Origin of the sequence: Enterobacter cloacae complex sp. 418I7 (assembly GCF_050030705.1) — a bacterium.
Classification (GTDB): Bacteria; Pseudomonadota; Gammaproteobacteria; order Enterobacterales; family Enterobacteriaceae; genus Enterobacter; species Enterobacter intestinihominis.
This window is the reverse complement of the sequence record NZ_JBLGUU010000001.1, coordinates 3,250,337-3,267,124: the sequence shown is the minus strand read 5'-3', so window position 1 is coordinate 3,267,124 and position 16,788 is coordinate 3,250,337. Positions and strand designations below refer to the sequence as shown.

The following is a 16,788-nucleotide window of genomic DNA, read 5'->3' as shown; positions in this document are numbered from 1 at the left end:
GATGGCTTATTCAGTACAGAAGTCGCGCCTGGCCAAGGTTGCGGGTGTTTCGCTTGTTATGCTCCTCGCTGCCTGTAGTTCAGACTCGCGCTACAAGCGCCAGGTGAGCGGTGATGAATCCTATCTGGATGCGCCGCCGCTTGCTGAACTTCACGCGCCTGCCGGCATGATCCTGCCGATCCAGAACGGTGATTATAATATTCCGGTTACCAACGGCAGCGGCCTGGTGGGTAAAGCGCTCGATATTCGTCCACCAGCTCAGCCTCTGGCGCTGGTGAGTGGCGCGCGCACGCAGTTCACCGGTGATACAGCTTCTCTGCTGGTGGAAAGCGCACGCGGTACCACGCTGTGGCCGCAGGTTGTGAGCGTCATTCAGTCGAAAAACTATACGATTGATAAACGCGACGACGCCAGCCAGACCTTAACCACCGACTGGATTGAGTGGAACCGTCTCGATGAAGACCAGCAGTATCGTGGTCGTTATCAAGTCTCCGTTAAGCCGCAGGGTTATCAGCAGGCGGTTACCGTTAAGCTGTTGAATCTTGAGCAGGCAGGTAAACCGGTTGCCGATCCGTCCGCCATGCAGCGCTACAGTACCGAAATGCTGAACGTGATTGCAGCGGGTCTGGATAAGAACGCTGCTGATGCCGCAAACGCCGCGCAGAACCGTAACGGCTCAACGTTTGACGTGCAGAGCGGTGCAGACGATACCGGCCTGCCAATGCTGGTGGTGCGTGCGCCGTTTAACCAGACCTGGCAGCGTCTGCCAGCCACGCTGGAAAAAGTGGGCATGAAGGTGACCGACAGCACCCGTTCAACGGGCAGCATCACAGCGACCTATAAGCCGCTGTCTGAAAGTGCCTGGCAGGAGCTGGGGGCAAGCGATCCACAGTTGCCTTCCGGTGACTACAAAATCCAGGTCGGCGACCTCGATAACCGCAGCAGCCTGCAGTTTATCGATCCGAAAGGACACACGCTGACCCAGGCGCAGAACGATGCGCTGGTCGCTGCCTTCCAGGCCGCATTCAGCAAATAATAGTGAGGGCTGGTTAATCCAGCCCTTTTTATTTTCGTGCCACGCAAACGTGTGCGTGGCATAATAAAGCCAGTTTTGAATACAAATCATCACACCAGGAGTAATGAAGATGCAGAAGCAAGCTGAGTTGTATCGTGGCAAAGCGAAAACCGTATACAGCACGGAAAACCCGGATCTGTTGGTGCTCGAATTCCGCAATGATACGTCAGCAGGAGACGGCGCACGCATTGAGAAGTTCGATCGTAAGGGCATGGTGAACAACAAGTTCAACCACTTCATTATGACCAAACTGGCCGAAGCCGGTATCCCGACTCAGATGGAAGCGTTGTTGTCCGATACGGAATGTCTGGTAAAAAAACTGGATATGGTGCCGGTTGAGTGCGTGATCCGTAACCGTGCCGCAGGCTCCCTGGTGAAGCGTCTGGGCATTGAAGAGGGTATCGAACTGAATCCACCGCTGTTCGATCTGTTCCTGAAAAACGACGCCATGCATGACCCGATGGTCAACGAATCCTACTGCGAAACCTTCGGCTGGGTCAGCAAAGAGAACCTGGCGCGCATGCAGGAACTGACCTACAAAGCCAACGACGTGCTGAAAAAGCTGTTTGATGACGCGGGCCTGATCCTGGTCGACTTCAAGCTGGAGTTCGGTCTGTACAAAGGCGAAGTGGTGCTGGGCGACGAGTTCTCTCCTGACGGCAGCCGCCTGTGGGACAAAGAGACGCTGGATAAAATGGACAAAGACCGTTTCCGCCAGAGTCTGGGTGGCGTGGTCGAAGCGTACGAAGCGGTTGCTCACCGTTTAGGCGTTAAGCTCGACTAAACTGCGCATTTGCCAAAGGATGTTGGCATCCTTTGGCGTCTTATCCTTGTTTACTATGGTAATCCTTTCATTAACCGCCTACGATCATAGCTATTATAAATGGAATAGTTCGAGGTGTTTATGCGCTGGCAAGGGCGTCGTGAAAGTGACAACGTAGAAGACAGACGCAGCAGTGGTGGCGGTGGTCCGTCTATGGGCGGGCCAGGTTTCCGGTTACCCAGCGGCAAGGGCGGTATTATTCTGCTGGTCGTCGTGCTGGTAGCGGGCTACTACGGTGTCGACCTGACCGGTTTGATGACCGGTGAAACCGGGCAACAGCAGCAGTATTCTCAGCGCTCCATCAGCCCGAATGAAGATGAAGCGGCGAAATTTACTTCCGTTATTCTCGCGACGACCGAAGATACCTGGGGTCAGCAGTTCGAGAAAATGGGGCGGACTTATCAGCCGCCAAAACTGGTGATGTACCGGGGAGCAACCCGCACGGGCTGCGGCACCGGGCAGTCCGTTATGGGGCCGTTCTACTGCCCGGCGGACAGCACCGTCTATATCGATCTCTCCTTCTATGACGACATGAAAAGCAAGCTGGGCGCCGACGGCGATTTTGCCCAGGGCTACGTGATCGCGCATGAAGTCGGCCACCATGTGCAGAAGCTCCTCGGCATTGAACCTAAAGTGCGTCAGATGCAGCAGAATGCGTCTCAGGCGGAGGTGAATCGTCTTTCCGTACGCATGGAGCTTCAGGCCGACTGCTTCGCTGGCGTCTGGGGACACAGCATGCAGCAGCAGGGCGTGCTGGAAACAGGCGATCTGGAAGAGGCCCTGAATGCCGCACAGGCGATTGGTGACGATCGCTTGCAGCAGCAGAGCCAGGGGCGCGTTGTGCCGGACAGCTTTACCCATGGCACCTCAGAGCAGCGCTACAGCTGGTTTAAGCGTGGCTTCGACAGCGGCAACCCGTCGCAGTGTAATACCTTCGGCAAAGCTATGTGATGTTGGGGTTTGAACAGCTGGTTAACCAGCTTCAGCGTACCGGGCACCGCCGGCTGGTGGTGCTCAGCGGCGATGAAGCGTGGACGTTGAGCCAGGCGACCATTCTGCGCGATACGTTACCAGGAGACTGGCTGTGGCTGGAGGAAAACCCCTCTAAGACCATCAGCGGCCTGCTGGGACGTGAATACCTGCACGCCGTTTTTGACGCGCGAGACGGGTTTGACGTCTCGGCCTTCGCCGCCCTCAGCGGGACCCTGCGCGCCGGAAGCCTTCTGGTGCTGCTGGTGCCGCCGTTCTCCGTCTGGGCTAACAGGCCCGACGCGGATTCTCTACGCTGGAGCGACAGCGCCGAGCCGATCGCCACCCCGCACTTTGTTTACCATTTTTGCCGGACGCTGGCCGCCGATTCAGATGCTATCGTCTGGCATCAACATCGTCCGCTGTGCCTTCCCGTTGCGCCAGATTTACCCGCCTGGCAGCCCGCCAGCGGTGAACCGCAGCGCGAGCAGGCTGCGATCCTCGACGCGCTTCTGACCATGCCTGCTGGCGTGGCTGCCGTGACGGCCCCGCGCGGACGAGGAAAGTCCGCCCTGGCGGGCATGTTGCTCAACGGCATTCAGGGTAGTGCTGTAGTGACCGCACCGGCAAAAGGGGCGACGGATGTCATCGCGCGTTTCGCCGGGGAACATTTTCACTTTATGGCCCCGGATGCGCTGCTGGCCTCCACAACAGAAGCTGACTGGCTGATTGTCGATGAGGCGGCCGCCATCCCCGGCCCGCTGCTCGAGAAACTGACGATGCGCTTTCCCCGCGTGTTGTTGACCACTACGGTGCAGGGTTATGAAGGCACGGGCAGGGGATTCCTGCTGAAGTTCTGCGCCCGGTTCAGCGGTCTGCGTCGATATACCTTATCAACCCCTGTACGCTGGGCTGCCGGATGTCCTCTTGAGCGAATCGTGGCGAACGCGCTGCTGTTCGACGATGCGCTTATCGATCGCAAACCGGCAGGGGAGGTAAGTTTAACGTCGCTGGAGCCCGGGGTGTGGGAGAGCGATCCGGCGCGCGGGGCAGGTGTGTATGAACTGCTGTGTGCCGCGCACTACCGGACGTCCCCCCTCGATTTACGCCGGATGATGGACGCGCCGGGACAGCATTTCACCGTTGCTGAAACCGACTCAACCCTCGCCGGTGCTCTCTGGCTGGTGGAGGAGGGCGGCTTATCTCCAGAGCTTAGTCGCGCGGTGTGGGCGGGATTTCGTCGGCCGCGTGGAAATCTGGTGGCACAGTCGCTGGCTGCCCACGGCGGATCGCCTCTCGCGGCGACGCTGAAAGGCCGACGCGTCAGCCGTATTGCGGTTCATCCTCATCGCCAGCGGGAAGGCATCGGCCAGGGGCTGATCCGCAGTGCCAGCGGAGAAGATTATCTCTCGGTCAGCTTTGGCTATACCGACGAGCTGTGGCGTTTCTGGCGGCAGTGCGGGTTTGTGCTGGTGCGAATGGGCAGCCACCGGGAGGCCAGCAGCGGGTGCTATACGGCGATGGCGTTGCTGCCGCTGAGCGAGGCGGGGCATCAGCTCTGCGAAGAGGCGCATCAGCGTTTATGTCGTGATATGCGCGTCCTGTCGGCCTGGAATGGCGAAAAGATCCCGGTGATGGATGCATGGGAAGCTACCCTTAATAGTGACGACTGGCTGGAGCTGGCGGGGTTTGCCTTTGCGCACCGGGCGTTTTCAACCTCGGTTGCGGCGCTAACGCGATTGTTGTTTGCCGTGGATATGCCGCTCCCGGCGCTGCGTGGGAAAATGGAAGGGAATACGCACAATTTCGGGCGCAAAGCGTTGCTGGCGAAGCTACGCGAGGAAACCGCTCACGCGCTTGAAAGGCTTGATTACTCTCGTAGCCAGCGGCTGAAAGCCGACATTTTGCAATGGCAATTTTTTCAATGATTTCTTCAGTAAAGTGGCATGGTCATTACCCCGCAGAGGCGTAAAATCCTGCTTAACAATTAAGGAGATCGCCATGAAACATGACCATTTTGTTGTGCAAAGCCCGGATACACCTGCTAAACAGCTACTACTTCTGTTTCATGGCGTGGGCGACAATGCCGTCAATATGGGACAGATTGGCAGCTGGTTTGCACCCGTTTTCCCACACGCGCTGATCGTCAGTATCGGCGGCGTGGAGCCCTGCGGTCCGGAAGGGCGGCAGTGGTTTTCCGTCGAGGGCGTGACGGAGGAAAATCGTCAGGCACGTATTGATGCCGTTATGCCAGCCTTTATCAATACCGTGCGTTACTGGCAGCAGCAGAGCGGCGTAGGTGCCAATGCAACAGCGCTGATTGGCTTCTCTCAGGGCTCAATCATGTCGCTGGAAAGCGTAAAAGCGCAGCCCGGACTGGTGTCCCGCGTGATTGCCTTCAATGGGCGTTTTGCGACGTTACCGCAAAGCGCGACCACGCAGACCACGATCCATCTCATTCATGGGGGTGAAGACCGGGTAATTGAGCTTTCGCATGCGGTTGCGGCCCAGGACGCGCTGACGCGTGAAGGCGGGGATGTGACGCTGGATATCGTGGACGATCTGGGGCATGCCATTGACGATCGCAGTATGCAGTTCGCGCTCGGTCATCTGCGTTATACCGTACCGAAGCACTACTTTGATGAAGCGCTCAGCGGCGGTAAGCCGAATGATGATGATATCGTCGAGTTTATGTGAGGTTTCCCCTCTCCCTAGGGAGAGGGGAAACAAAGCGATTACTTCTTCTGGTCCTTCTTCGGCCAGTCGTCTTCATCGTCCCACTTGTCGTTAAAATCACGGTGCGGCGGAAGATCCGGTTTGTTGGCAAGGAACTTTTTGTGGTCAACGCGCTTGAGATCTTTAATCACGTTAAGCAGCACGCCTACCAGAAATACCAACACCAGAATCCACCAGTACTTTGAAAGCCAGTCCATTCGCTAATCCTCTTTAAGCACCCGTCAGGCGACGAGCTGCTCCATAATACGTTGATACATGCGGGCCAGCAGTTGTAAATCGGCAGCGTTCACGCATTCATTGATTTTGTGAATCGTCGCGTTAACCGGACCCAGTTCGACAACCTGTGCGCCCATGCGGGCAATAAAGCGTCCGTCAGATGTGCCGCCCGTTGTCAGCAGCTGTGGCTTAATTTCATTATAGTGCGCAATGGCGTTCACTACCGCATCCACCAGTTTACCGCGCTGCGTCAGGAACGGCTGGCCAGACAGCCACCAGTCGAGGGTATAGCGCAGCTGGTATTTTTCGAGCAGCGCAATCACGCGCGCTTTTATCATCTCGTCGGTCAGTTCGGTGCTGAAGCGGAAGTTAAACTGGACGAAGAGATCGCCGGGAATGACGTTGTTGCTGCCGGTGCCGGCCTTGATGTTGGCTATTTGCATGCTGGTTGGCGGGAAAAATTCGTTGCCTTTATCCCATTCAATGCCCACCAGTTCGTTCAGCATCGGCGCGGCGCGGTGTACCGGGTTATCCGCCAGGTGCGGATAGGCAACGTGGCCCTGCACGCCATGAATGGTCAAATTGCAGGTCAGGGATCCACGGCGGCCATTTTTCACCACATCGCCCACCACTTCGGTACTGGACGGTTCGCCCACCAGACAGTAGTCCAGACGTTCATTGCGCGCCATCAGCGCCTCAACGACCTTCACGGTGCCGTTGTGGGCGCTGGCTTCTTCATCGGAGGTAATCAAAAACGCAAGACGGTTTTTATGGTTCGGATGCTGGGCGACGAAACGCTCTGCCGCCACGACCATCGCAGCCAGGGAACCTTTCATATCCGCAGCGCCGCGTCCGAAAAGCATGCCGTCGCGGATGGTTGGCTCAAAAGGCGGGTTGATCCAGCGGTCTGCGTCGCCTGCGGGAACTACGTCGGTATGTCCGGCAAACGCCAGCGTCTCCCCCTGACCGCGCCATGCCCAGAAGTTCTGCGTATCGCCAAAATCCATGTGCTCGACGGTAAAACCGATGGCACGCAGGCGCTCAATCATTAATGCCTGACAACCTGCGTCGTCCGGGCTAAGGGAAGGACGGCGAATAAGCTGCTGAGTCAGCTCAATGACCGGGCATGACATAGACTACACCTCAACGAATAAATCTGAATAAAGGGTTTCACTGAAACCCAGCAGCATAGGCTGACCTGGCTTGCAGAGCAATGGGCGTTTGATGATTGCCGGCATTTCAAGCATCAGTTTGGCTGCGCTGTCGGCGTTGTTGATCGTGGCCCGGAGAGATTCATCCAGTTTTCGCCAGGTGGTCCCGCGGGTGTTCAGCAGCGCTTCCCAGCCCAGTTCGTTGATGGCGGAATGGAGAAACGCGGGGTCAAGCCCGTCGGTACGGTAATCATGGAAGCGATAGTCGATGTTGTGTGCTTCCAGCCAGCGGCGGGCTTTTTTAATCGTATCGCAATTCTTAATGCCGTACATCACAACCATAGTGAATCCTTTTGTTCTTGTGTGGATTAAATGTTCAATATTTTCGAAGATATATCCTTAAGTGGAATATAACATATTCGGAATTTTTCGTGATTTACAATTCTCCATAATTCAACGAACAGCTGTACGCTGAATAGTGTTCCATCTTTTAAGCATAGTTGTCCACTCTGTATAAATTGCCAATAAACTCAGGGGGAAATTAAAAATGCTGTCATTTTTCTGACTATTTCAAAATATTGCTGTGGGTCACATAAAATTTACCCGGCAACGCTCATAGTGATCCTAAACCTACCTGCACAGCGAGGCTCAATCACAGCAATCGGTTAAAGTGGCTTCACAATGATGATACGTTTTCGTAGAATGCACATAATAATAAGAGAGGTTGTTATGATTGAACATGAACTGGGGAACTGGAAAGATTTTATCGAAGGCATGCTTCGTAAATGAATTTCCGGTAAGAAATGCAAGAGCACTTAATTAACTAAAATAACCATAGTGTGAAAGAATCACACAATAAAAAGGCGGCCTGTAAAGCCGCCTTTTTTTATTTCAACGAGTTATTCCGGCTTATCCTTCAGCGGGAAACGACGGCGTATCAGCACAAAGAACAGCGGTACGAAATAGATAGCCAGAATCGTCGCGGAAATCATTCCCCCCATAACGCCCGTTCCCACCGCGTGCTGGCTGCTGGAGCCTGCGCCGGAGCTGGTGGCCATCGGCAGGACGCCAAATACAAACGCCAGAGAAGTCATCAGGATCGGGCGCAGGCGCTGACGACAGGCGTGCAGCGTGGCGGCCATCAGTTCGTGACCTTTGGCATTCATCTCACTGGCAAATTCGACGATCAGAATGGCGTTTTTCGCCGACAATCCGATTACGGTGAGGAGTCCGACCTGGAAATAGACATCGTTTTCCAGGCCACGCATCCAGGTTGCCAGCAGCGCGCCGATGACCCCGAGAGGCACCACCAGCATTACCGAGAACGGCACTGACCAGCTTTCATACAGCGCCGCCAGGCAGAGGAACACCACCAGCAGCGAAAGGGCATACAGGGCAGGCGCCTGCGCGCCGGAAAGCCGTTCCTGGTAGGACATCGCCGTCCACTCCAGGCCAAAGCCGGTCGGTAACTGCTGAACCAGTTTTTCCATAATGTCCATTGCAGTACCGGTACTGACGCCAGGCGCGGCTTCACCGACAATCTCCAGCGCCGAATAGCCGTTGTAACGCTCCAGACGCGGCGAACCGGTCTCCCAGCGTGACGTCGCAAACGCCGAGAACGGCACCATGCCGCCGGTGTTATTGCGCACATACCAGCGGTTGATATCGTCCGGCAGCATGCGGTATTTGGCAGCAGACTGAACGTAGACCTTTTTCACGCGACCGCGATCCATAAAGTCATTCACGTAGCTTGAGCCCCATGCCGTTTGCAGGGTGTCGTTAATGTCGTCGATGGAGACGCCCAGCGCCTGCGCTTTACGCTGGTCAATATCCACCTGTAGCTGAGGGCTGTCATCCAGACCGTTATGACGAACGCGGGTAAGCTGCGGATCTTTCCCGGCCAGCTCGAGCAGTTTATCGCGAGCTGCCATCAACGCGTCATGCCCGGCACCCGCGTGATCCTGAAGCTCCATATCAAATCCGGCTGAGCTGCCCAGGCCACTGATAGCGGGCGGGCTGCTGGCGAAAACGCGCGCTTCCTTGATTTTGTTGAACGCTTTAGTTGCACGTTCAATGATGGCAAAGGAGGAGCCGCTATCGCTGTCGCGCTGGTCCCAGTCTTTCAGGCGCACAAACATACGCGCCACATTCTGCCCGTTACCGCCAGGGCCAGAGCCGACGGTGGAGAAGACGGAGACCACGTTATCCTTCTCCTGAGTATGGAAGTAGTTCTCAACCTTCTGCACCACTTTCAGGGTCTGCTGCTGGGTCGAGCCGCTCGGTAACTGTACGGAGGTGATAAACATGCCGCGATCTTCCAGCGGCAGGAACGAGGTTGGCAGCCGCAGGAATAAGAAGACCATGCCGCCGAGCAGCAGGACATAGACCACCATCCAGCTCACGCTGCGGTGCAGTACTTTACCCACGCCCGCTTCATAGCGCGCCGCATTTCGGTTAAACATGCGGTTAAACCAGCCGAAGAAGCCTTTTTGACCGTGGTGTTCGCCCTTATGCAGCGGTTTGAGCAGCGTCGAGCACAGAGCAGGGGTAAGGATCATCGCCACCAGTACGGAGAGCACCATCGCAGAGACGATGGTGATCGAGAACTGGCGATAAATCGCGCCCGTAGTGCCGCCAAAAAACGCCATCGGGATAAATACCGCCGACAGCACCATGGCGATACCGACCAGCGCACCCTGAATTTGTCCCATCGATTTGCGCGTGGCCTCGCGGGGCGAAAGCCCTTCCTCGCTCATGATGCGCTCGACGTTTTCCACCACCACGATGGCATCATCCACCAGCAGGCCGATGGCCAGCACCATGGCAAACATGGTCAGGGTGTTGATGCTGTAACCGAAGGCATACAGCACCGCAAAGGTTCCCAGCAACACCACCGGCACCGCAATGGTGGGGATCAGCGTGGCGCGGAAGTTTTGCAGGAACAGGTACATCACGAGGAACACCAGCGCGATAGCTTCGAGCAGGGTTTTCACCACATCTTCGATGGAGGCTTTTACGAATGAGGTGGTTTCGTAGGCGACTTTGTACTCCAGTCCGTGCGGGAAGTAATGCGACAGCTCATCCAGACGCTCTAACACCCGCTGCGCGGTCGCCATTTCGTTGGCGCCGGAGGCCAGTTTCACCCCCAGGCCGGACGCGGCATTGCCGTTAAAGCGACTCAGGTAGTCATATTTTTCCGCCCCCATTTCCACTGTGGCGACATCCCCCAGACGCACTTCCGAACCATCCTGATTCACGCGCAGTGTGATATTGCGGAACTGTTCAGGCGTCTGGAGCAGCGACTGGGAGTTGATGGTGGCGTTAAGCGCCTGGTTATCCACGGACGGCGTACCACCGAGCTGCCCCACGGCAATCTGAGCGTTCTGCGATTCGATAGCGTCGGTGACATCTTTGGCGGTCATCTGCACGCTGTTCAGCTTGTTGGGATCCAGCCAGATACGCATGGAATACTGCGAGCCGTAGGCGTCGATATCACCCACGCCGTTGATACGGCTGAGCGGGTCCTGAATATTACTGGCGACGTAGTCCGCGATGTCCTGCTTATCCATCGAGCCATCGGTTGAAACAAACGCGATGGTCAAAATATTGGTGTCACCGGTCTTACGCACGGTCACCCCCTGGTTCTGCACCGCCTGAGGCAGTTTACGCAGGGCCGATTGCAGCTGGTTTTGCACCTGCTGCACCGCTTCGTCCGGATCCGTGCCCGCCGTAAAGCTCAGGGTTACCGTCGCCTGGCCCGTGGCGCTGCTCTGCGAGGACATGTACATCAGGTTATCAAGACCCGTCATGTTCTGCTCGATAACCTGCGTGACGGTATTTTCCAGCGTCTGTGCCGAGGCGCCAGGGTAGTTCGCCGTGATACGCACGTTAGGGGGGGCGAGGTCGGGGTATTGCTCAACAGGAAGGGAAGTAATCGCCAGGACACCCGTCAGACACAACAGGATTGCAAGCACCCAGGCAAAAATGGGGCGATCGATGAAAAAATTCGCCATTAAAATGTGACCTCGTTTTGCTGCACGTCATTATTGTTTATTGCCCGCCTAACTTTAGCGGTAAGGCCCAGGTCAAACGTGGAGAAATAAAGGAGATAATGTAAATTATCATGCGCTTTTTTCAGCGCGCCTTCTTTCCCGCTATTTTTCAGCCTGCGCCGCAGGTGTCCGGAACGTCACGCTGACCTGTGTACCGCCCTGTGGGGGCTGAGAAAAGTGTAATGTTCCGCCGAGCCGTCCCGCGCGTTCGCGCATGATATTCAGCCCGTAATGCCCCGGCGGTTCACTGGCGTCGCCGATACCAATACCGTTGTCACAGATCGTGACCGTGTGAGTACCGTCCGCGGTGGTGACGCAGCTGACCACAATCTCGCTGGCGTCGGCATGTTTAATCGCATTCAGCACTGCCTCACGCACAATCTGTAAGAGGTGCACCTGTTTTTGCGCGTCCAGCGCAAGCGATGAGAGACGGCAGTCAAGCACCAGCTTCGCGCTGGTCTGGCTTTGCAAACCGTCGAGAGACTCCTGTAGCGCGGCAGGAAGATTGGCGTGGTTGAGCGTCAGGCGGAAGGTGGTGAGCAGCTCGCGTAGCTGATGCCAGGCGTTATTCAGCTCGCGGGAGAAGTCCGTAATGATGGTCTGCGCCGGGGCATTGTCGCCCGGCACGGCATGCTTCAGCAGCGTAAGCTGAATACGCAAATAGGAGAGCACCTGCGCCAAAGAATCATGTAGCTCACGCGCGATGGTGGCGCGCTCTTCCATCAGCAGCAACTGCTGATAATGTTTCTGCGCCTGATTGAAATAGAGCCCCCGGCCCAGCATCGTCGCCACGCTTTCCATAAGCGGCAGCGGAACATCCCCGGTCGCGCTTTGCCAGCGCAGTTCGCCGTACAGGGTGTCCTGCATTAATACCGGTAAATTGTGCATTTTCTCGCCCGGGGACTCCTGTCCTTCGTAAAGCTGCCAGTCGTCACTGGTGCGCAATTGCAGGTAATTCATCTGCGTATAGTCATGCACAATTTGCAAAATATGCCGGAAGCAGTGGCTGTCTATCTGCCCGGTATTCAACGCCTGTGAGCATTTGAACAGCATTTCAAGCTGCTGATGCGCTTCATTCAGGTGGCGGGTTTTTTCGGCAACGGAGTGCTCCAGGGAACGGTACAGGGTGTGTAATTCCGCCGACATATGGTTGAAGGCGCGGGAAAGCTGGCCCAGCTCGTTGGGAAGCATAATATCCGGCGCGGGGGTATCGAACTGCCCCTGTTCGATACGCTCGCTCGCTGCCACCAGATTATTCAGCGGCAGCACAACCTGACGGCGGATGCGCCGCAGGGTCATCACCGCCAGCAGCAGGATGCCCAGGCCGCCCGTCAGCGACATGAAAATCACCAGCTGTATCTTATGTTCGGTGTAGTGCTGTAGCGCCAGCACAAAGGCATCTATCCGGCCCACAAAATCCTCTATGTTGCTCTGATACCACCCGGTATCGCCGCTGGCGATACGCGTGTCCATCTCCTGCCAGCCAAGCTGCAACTGCTGGTAACGCTGTTTGACGTCCTCTGGCACATACCAGCGGTTTAGCTTCTGCAACGCAGGCGCGCTCAGCGTTTTCTGCCAGACCGCGCGGTGCTCTGCCAGCGACGGGCTGGCGCGCTGCATTTCGTAGCCCAGGCGGTAGCTCTGCATGCGCAGCGATCCGGCGATGTTAATCGCCTCGGCGTCGCGCTGGCTGCTGGCGAGTGTAACCAGCGCAATGGCGCTGATCAGAACGGACAAGACAATCATCGAAAAGAAAGCCCGAGCCAGGCTTCCCGATACGGGGCGTTTAACGGTCACTCATCAGCTTCCTGAATTAAATTGATCTGCCACAGGTTCACTGGAAATAGTTCGCCTTCCTGGGCATTTGAACATTGCGTCGCCATGCCACTGTGGGTAAATACGATAACAATATAAAGAATAAGGTTATTGAACCAAAAACAGGTGTTGTTATGAATCGTTTTATTATGGCCAACGCTCAACAGTGTATCGGTTGTCGCGCCTGCGAAGTTGCCTGTGTGATGGCGCACAACGGGGAGCAGCACGCGCTGAGCGAGCGCCATTTTCATCCCCGCATTACGGTCCTTACCTCTGGCTTGCGAAAAAGCCCAGTGACCTGCCACCACTGTGAAAATGCGCCCTGCGCGCAAAGCTGCCCGAACGGAGCCATCACGCAACACAGCGACAGCGTACAGGTCAATCAACAAAAATGCATCGGCTGTAAAGCCTGCGTGGTGGCCTGCCCGTTTGGCACGATGGACATGCTGATCACCCCGCTTGAAAATGACAGCGTAAAGGCCTCGGCGCACAAATGCGACCTCTGCCTGGAAAGGCCGCAAGGCCCGGCCTGCGTTGAAAACTGCCCGGCGGAGGTGCTTACGCTCGCCACCCCAGCCGTGCTGGATAAGCTGGTTAAACAGCGCCGACAGCGCAGCGCAAGGCTGGACGCGCTGCCGTGGCACAGCGAGGCGGTTCAATCAGCCCCTCCGCAAACCAAACGGCAACAGATGCAAAACACCCCGGCGCGCGGTGAGCCGGATAAGCTCAGCCCCGACGCGCGCGCCGGCCATTTTAACGAGATCTACTTGCCGTTTCGCCCGGAACAGGCGCAGCGCGAAGCATCCCGGTGCCTGAAATGTGGCGACCACAGCATTTGCGAGTGGACCTGCCCGCTGCATAACCATATTCCGCAGTGGATTGAGCGGATCAGGGCGGGGGATATCATCGGTGCGGCTGAGCTTTCTCACCAGACTAACTGTTTACCGGAAATTACCGGCCGCGTCTGTCCACAGGATCGATTATGTGAAGGCGCCTGCACCCTGCGGGATGCGTCAGGGGCGGTAACCATCGGTAATATCGAACGATATATCTCGGATCGGGCGCTGGCGATGGGCTGGACGCCGGACGTCAGCCACGTTACACCGGTCGGTAAGCGCGTCGCCATCATTGGTGCCGGTCCGGCAGGGCTGGCCTGTGCCGACGTACTGGTGCGCAGCGGCATCGGTGTGACGGTCTACGATCGCCATCCAGAAATCGGCGGATTGCTGACCTTTGGTATTCCGGCCTTCAAGCTGGATAAATCCCTGTTAGCGCGGCGCAGAGAGATATTCAGCGCGATGGGTATCCGCTTCGAGCTGAACTGCGAGGTGGGAAAAGACGTGTCGATGGTCCAACTGCAAAACGACTACGATGCCCTGTTCATCGGCGTAGGGACCTATCGTTCCATGAAAGCAGGTATCCCTCATGAAGACGCGCCGGGCGTGTACGACGCGCTGCCGTTTTTAGTGGCAAACACGCGGAACGTGATGGGTCTTGACCCTACCGCAGACGAGCCGTTTATCGACACGCAGGGGTTAAACGTGGTGGTGCTGGGCGGGGGCGATACGGCGATGGACTGCGTGCGCACCGCGCTGCGACATGGCGCGGCGAAAGTAACCTGCGCCTATCGGCGGGACGAGGCCAACATGCCGGGCTCAAAGAAAGAGGTTAAAAACGCGAAAGAAGAGGGCGCGGCGTTTGAATTTAATGTCCAGCCGGTTGAGCTCACGCTGGATACCGACGGGAAGGTCAACGGTATCCGGATGCTGCGCACCCGTCTGGGCGAGCCGGATGCGCAGGGGCGGCGTCGTCCTGTCCCGGTGGCGGGCAGTGAGTTTGTCATGCCAGCGGATGCGGTGATCATGGCGTTTGGGTTTAATCCGCACGCCATGCCGTGGCTTCAGGCGCAGGGCGTCGAAACCGACGACTGGGGGCGCATCAGGGCCTCCGTGGAGAGCCGTTATCGTTACCAGACCTCGAATCCGCAGATTTTTGCTGGCGGTGATGCGGTACGTGGTGCGGATCTGGTGGTCACCGCGATGGCGGAAGGGCGCCATGCCGCGCAGGGGATCATGGACTGGCTTGGCGTGCCGCCGCGCAACATGCATTAACGCAGACGGGCGACAAAGCGGGCATCACGGCGTAGTATAAACAGACTCATTTTGCCGTGGAGCCCGTATGTCCCTGAACATTACCGTTATTAAAGACAAAATCCTTTCTGAAAATTACTTTGTCCTGCGTAACATCACTTACGATCTCACCCGTAAGAGCGGGGATGTCATTCGCCATAAACGCGAAGTCTACGACCGGGGCAATGGTGCAACCATTCTGCTGTATAACCGTGAAAAGCAAAGCGTGGTGCTGATCCGCCAGTTTCGCATCGCGACATGGGTCAATGGCAACGCGGACGGACGTCTGATTGAAACCTGTGCAGGTCTGCTGGACGACGATGAGCCGGAAGTGTGTATCCGCAAAGAAGCCATTGAAGAGACGGGTTTTGAGGTGGGGGCGGTGCAGAAAGTCTTTGAGCTGTTTATGTCCCCTGGCGGGGTTACCGAGCTGGTTCACTTCTTCATTGCGGAGTACACCGATGCCCAGCGCACGCACCGGGGCGGTGGCGTGGACGATGAAGACATTGAAGTGCTGGAAATGCCTTTCGCTCAGGCTGTCGACATGGTGAAAAGCGGCGAGATCCGCGACGGTAAAGCGGTGATCCTGTTGCAGTATCTGCAAACCAGCGGTTTGATGAATGCTGCGGCGGTAGCGTGATAAGTTGTATTTCAGATAAATCTATCCGATAAATCCGATTGAGCCAGCCCGCCCAGGGCACGAAGATACGCCCCAGATTGACCTATTCGTTTCCGGGGCTGTGCCGTTCATGCGCTACTGCGTTTTTCTTCTCTTCTTCATTTGCGTGCTTCCCGCGCCTTTGGTGTGGGCTGCGCCTGCGCAGCAGTCTTTTTCAGACTGGCAGGTGACCTGCAATAACCAGAATTTCTGCGTAGCGCGCAACACCGGCGAGCATCGCGGTCTGGTCATGACGCTGAGCCGCAGTGCGGGGGCAAAAACAGACGCCAGCCTGCGCATCGATCTCGGCGGTCTTTCGACGCCTCCGGTGAAAGAGCCTGACATTGCCCCGCGCCTGCTGCTCGACAATGTGCCGCTTCAGCTCACGTCGCAACACTGGCAGTTAACCCCCTGGCATCTTAAAACAGACGATACGGGCACCATCACCACGTTTCTGAAAACCATTCAGGAAGGGCAGGCGCTGACCCTGCGCGAGGGGAAGCAAACGATCTCTCTGGCCGGTCTGAAAGCGGCGCTGCTGTTTATTGATGCCCAGCAAAAACGCGTCGGAAGTGAAACGGCATGGATTAAAAAAGGGGATAGTCCACCGCTGAGCGTGCCGCCTGCGCCGGCATTAAAAAAGGTGGCAGTGGTGAACCCCACGCCAACGCCGCTGACGCATAACGAACTTAACGATCTGCTGGATTACGGTACCTGGCGCATGAACCACAGCCAGTGCTCCCTCGATCCGAACCGGCGTGAAGTGCGCGTGACCGCGTTGACCGATGACAAAGCGCTGATGATCATCAGCTGTGAGGCGGGGGCGTACAACACCGTCGATCTGGCGTGGCTGGTGTCGCGTAAAAAACCGTTTGCTGCCAGAAGCGTGAGATTGCGCCTGCCGTTTACCCCTTCCAGCCAGAGTAGCGACATGGAGCTGATGAATGCCAGCTTCGATGAAAAAACGCGCGAGCTGACCACGCTGGCACTGGGACGCGGGATTGGCGACTGTGGGATCCAGACCCGCTGGCGTTTTAACGGCCAGCGCTTCCGCCTGGTGCGCTACGCGGAAGAGCCAAGCTGCGATAACTGGAATGGGCCAGATGCCTGGCCCACGCTGTGGATCACAAGGTAGGGCTCTGTCGCTTACCGGGCCTACGTTTT

14 protein-coding genes are annotated in these 16,788 nt (G+C 56.8%); 9 read left to right on the top strand and 5 right to left on the bottom strand.

From position 1 onward, the window contains the following. Position 1 precedes the first annotated feature (1 nt). The 5 genes from bamC (at position 2) to ypfH (ending at position 5,564) form a co-directional block, all read left to right on the top strand. Positions 2–1,036 carry an outer membrane protein assembly factor BamC gene (gene bamC, locus ACQG0S_RS15740; protein ID WP_022648971.1) on the top strand — a complete coding sequence of 345 codons (1,035 nt, stop codon included), beginning with the start codon at positions 2–4 and terminating at the stop codon, positions 1,034–1,036. A gap of 109 nt (positions 1,037–1,145) precedes the next feature. Continuing rightward, entirely contained in the window at positions 1,146–1,859 is a 714-nt protein-coding gene (gene purC, locus ACQG0S_RS15735) for a phosphoribosylaminoimidazolesuccinocarboxamide synthase (protein ID WP_003860538.1), read from the top strand. A gap of 120 nt (positions 1,860–1,979) precedes the next feature. After that, positions 1,980–2,849, top strand: a complete 870-nt coding sequence (gene ypfJ / locus ACQG0S_RS15730) for a KPN_02809 family neutral zinc metallopeptidase (protein ID WP_001303362.1) — start codon at positions 1,980–1,982, stop codon at positions 2,847–2,849. After that, on the top strand, positions 2,849–4,795 hold the full coding sequence (locus tag ACQG0S_RS15725) for a tRNA(Met) cytidine acetyltransferase TmcA (protein ID WP_048965546.1): 1,947 nt from the start codon (positions 2,849–2,851) through the stop codon (positions 4,793–4,795). Before ypfJ ends, ACQG0S_RS15725 begins: the two co-directional genes overlap by 1 nt. Before the next feature lie 73 nt (positions 4,796–4,868). Beyond that, on the top strand, positions 4,869–5,564 hold the full coding sequence (gene ypfH / locus ACQG0S_RS15720) for an esterase (RefSeq protein WP_048965545.1): 696 nt from the start codon (positions 4,869–4,871) through the stop codon (positions 5,562–5,564). A 38-nt stretch (positions 5,565–5,602) separates the two neighbouring features. On the opposite strand, the gene ACQG0S_RS15715 is transcribed toward ypfH, so the two are convergent. The 3 genes from ACQG0S_RS15715 to ACQG0S_RS15705 are packed head-to-tail and all read right to left on the bottom strand — an operon-like array spanning position 5,603 to position 7,312. Continuing rightward, complete coding sequence (locus tag ACQG0S_RS15715; protein ID WP_000383991.1) at positions 5,603–5,800, bottom strand: YpfN family protein; 198 nt, start codon at positions 5,798–5,800, stop codon at positions 5,603–5,605. A 24-nt stretch (positions 5,801–5,824) separates the two neighbouring features. After that, entirely contained in the window at positions 5,825–6,952 is a 1,128-nt protein-coding gene (dapE, locus tag ACQG0S_RS15710; protein ID WP_017383496.1) for a succinyl-diaminopimelate desuccinylase, read from the bottom strand. A gap of 3 nt (positions 6,953–6,955) precedes the next feature. After that, positions 6,956–7,312, bottom strand: coding sequence for an ArsC family reductase (locus ACQG0S_RS15705; protein WP_048965543.1), 357 nt, complete (start codon positions 7,310–7,312; stop codon positions 6,956–6,958). A gap of 387 nt (positions 7,313–7,699) precedes the next feature. Between ACQG0S_RS15705 and ypfM the strand changes: the two genes are divergently transcribed. Next, positions 7,700–7,759 carry a protein YpfM gene (gene ypfM / locus ACQG0S_RS15700; RefSeq protein ID WP_100181659.1) on the top strand — a complete coding sequence of 20 codons (60 nt, stop codon included), beginning with the start codon at positions 7,700–7,702 and terminating at the stop codon, positions 7,757–7,759. A gap of 110 nt (positions 7,760–7,869) precedes the next feature. Here ypfM and acrD read toward each other — a convergent pair whose 3' ends face one another. Together acrD and narQ are read right to left on the bottom strand one after the other, a co-directional pair. After that, positions 7,870–10,983 (bottom strand): multidrug efflux RND transporter permease AcrD, encoded by a 3,114-nt coding sequence (gene acrD / locus ACQG0S_RS15695; protein ID WP_048965542.1) that lies wholly within the window; start codon positions 10,981–10,983, stop codon positions 7,870–7,872. Positions 10,984–11,124: 141 nt separating this feature from the next. Next, complete coding sequence (gene narQ / locus ACQG0S_RS15690) at positions 11,125–12,819, bottom strand: nitrate/nitrite two-component system sensor histidine kinase NarQ (protein WP_048965541.1); 1,695 nt, start codon at positions 12,817–12,819, stop codon at positions 11,125–11,127. 152 nt (positions 12,820–12,971) lie between these two features. On the opposite strand from narQ, the gene aegA reads away from it, so the two are divergent. The 3 genes from aegA (at position 12,972) to ACQG0S_RS15675 (ending at position 16,759) form a co-directional block, all read left to right on the top strand. Beyond that, entirely contained in the window at positions 12,972–14,948 is a 1,977-nt protein-coding gene (aegA, locus tag ACQG0S_RS15685; protein WP_074142866.1) for a formate-dependent uric acid utilization protein AegA, read from the top strand. Between the two features lie 67 nt (positions 14,949–15,015). Then, positions 15,016–15,606, top strand: a complete 591-nt coding sequence (nudK, locus tag ACQG0S_RS15680; RefSeq protein ID WP_048965538.1) for a GDP-mannose pyrophosphatase NudK — start codon at positions 15,016–15,018, stop codon at positions 15,604–15,606. Positions 15,607–15,715: 109 nt separating this feature from the next. Further along, positions 15,716–16,759, top strand: coding sequence for a DUF1176 domain-containing protein (locus ACQG0S_RS15675; protein ID WP_022648961.1), 1,044 nt, complete (start codon positions 15,716–15,718; stop codon positions 16,757–16,759). Positions 16,760–16,788: the final 29 nt, after the last annotated feature.

Coding starts and splice junctions, on each gene's coding strand:
- ypfJ (WP_001303362.1), top strand. CDS start 1,980: ATGCGCTGGCAAGGGCGTCGTGAAAGTGACAACGTAGAAGACAGACGC.
- acrD (WP_048965542.1), bottom strand. CDS start 10,983: ATGGCGAATTTTTTCATCGATCGCCCCATTTTTGCCTGGGTGCTTGCA.
- ACQG0S_RS15705 (WP_048965543.1), bottom strand. CDS start 7,312: ATGGTTGTGATGTACGGCATTAAGAATTGCGATACGATTAAAAAAGCC.
- aegA (WP_074142866.1), top strand. CDS start 12,972: ATGAATCGTTTTATTATGGCCAACGCTCAACAGTGTATCGGTTGTCGC.
- ACQG0S_RS15715 (WP_000383991.1), bottom strand. CDS start 5,800: ATGGACTGGCTTTCAAAGTACTGGTGGATTCTGGTGTTGGTATTTCTG.
- ACQG0S_RS15675 (WP_022648961.1), top strand. CDS start 15,716: ATGCGCTACTGCGTTTTTCTTCTCTTCTTCATTTGCGTGCTTCCCGCG.
- ACQG0S_RS15725 (WP_048965546.1), top strand. CDS start 2,849: ATGTTGGGGTTTGAACAGCTGGTTAACCAGCTTCAGCGTACCGGGCAC.
- nudK (WP_048965538.1), top strand. CDS start 15,016: ATGTCCCTGAACATTACCGTTATTAAAGACAAAATCCTTTCTGAAAAT.
- bamC (WP_022648971.1), top strand. CDS start 2: ATGGCTTATTCAGTACAGAAGTCGCGCCTGGCCAAGGTTGCGGGTGTT.
- dapE (WP_017383496.1), bottom strand. CDS start 6,952: ATGTCATGCCCGGTCATTGAGCTGACTCAGCAGCTTATTCGCCGTCCT.
- purC (WP_003860538.1), top strand. CDS start 1,146: ATGCAGAAGCAAGCTGAGTTGTATCGTGGCAAAGCGAAAACCGTATAC.
- ypfH (WP_048965545.1), top strand. CDS start 4,869: ATGAAACATGACCATTTTGTTGTGCAAAGCCCGGATACACCTGCTAAA.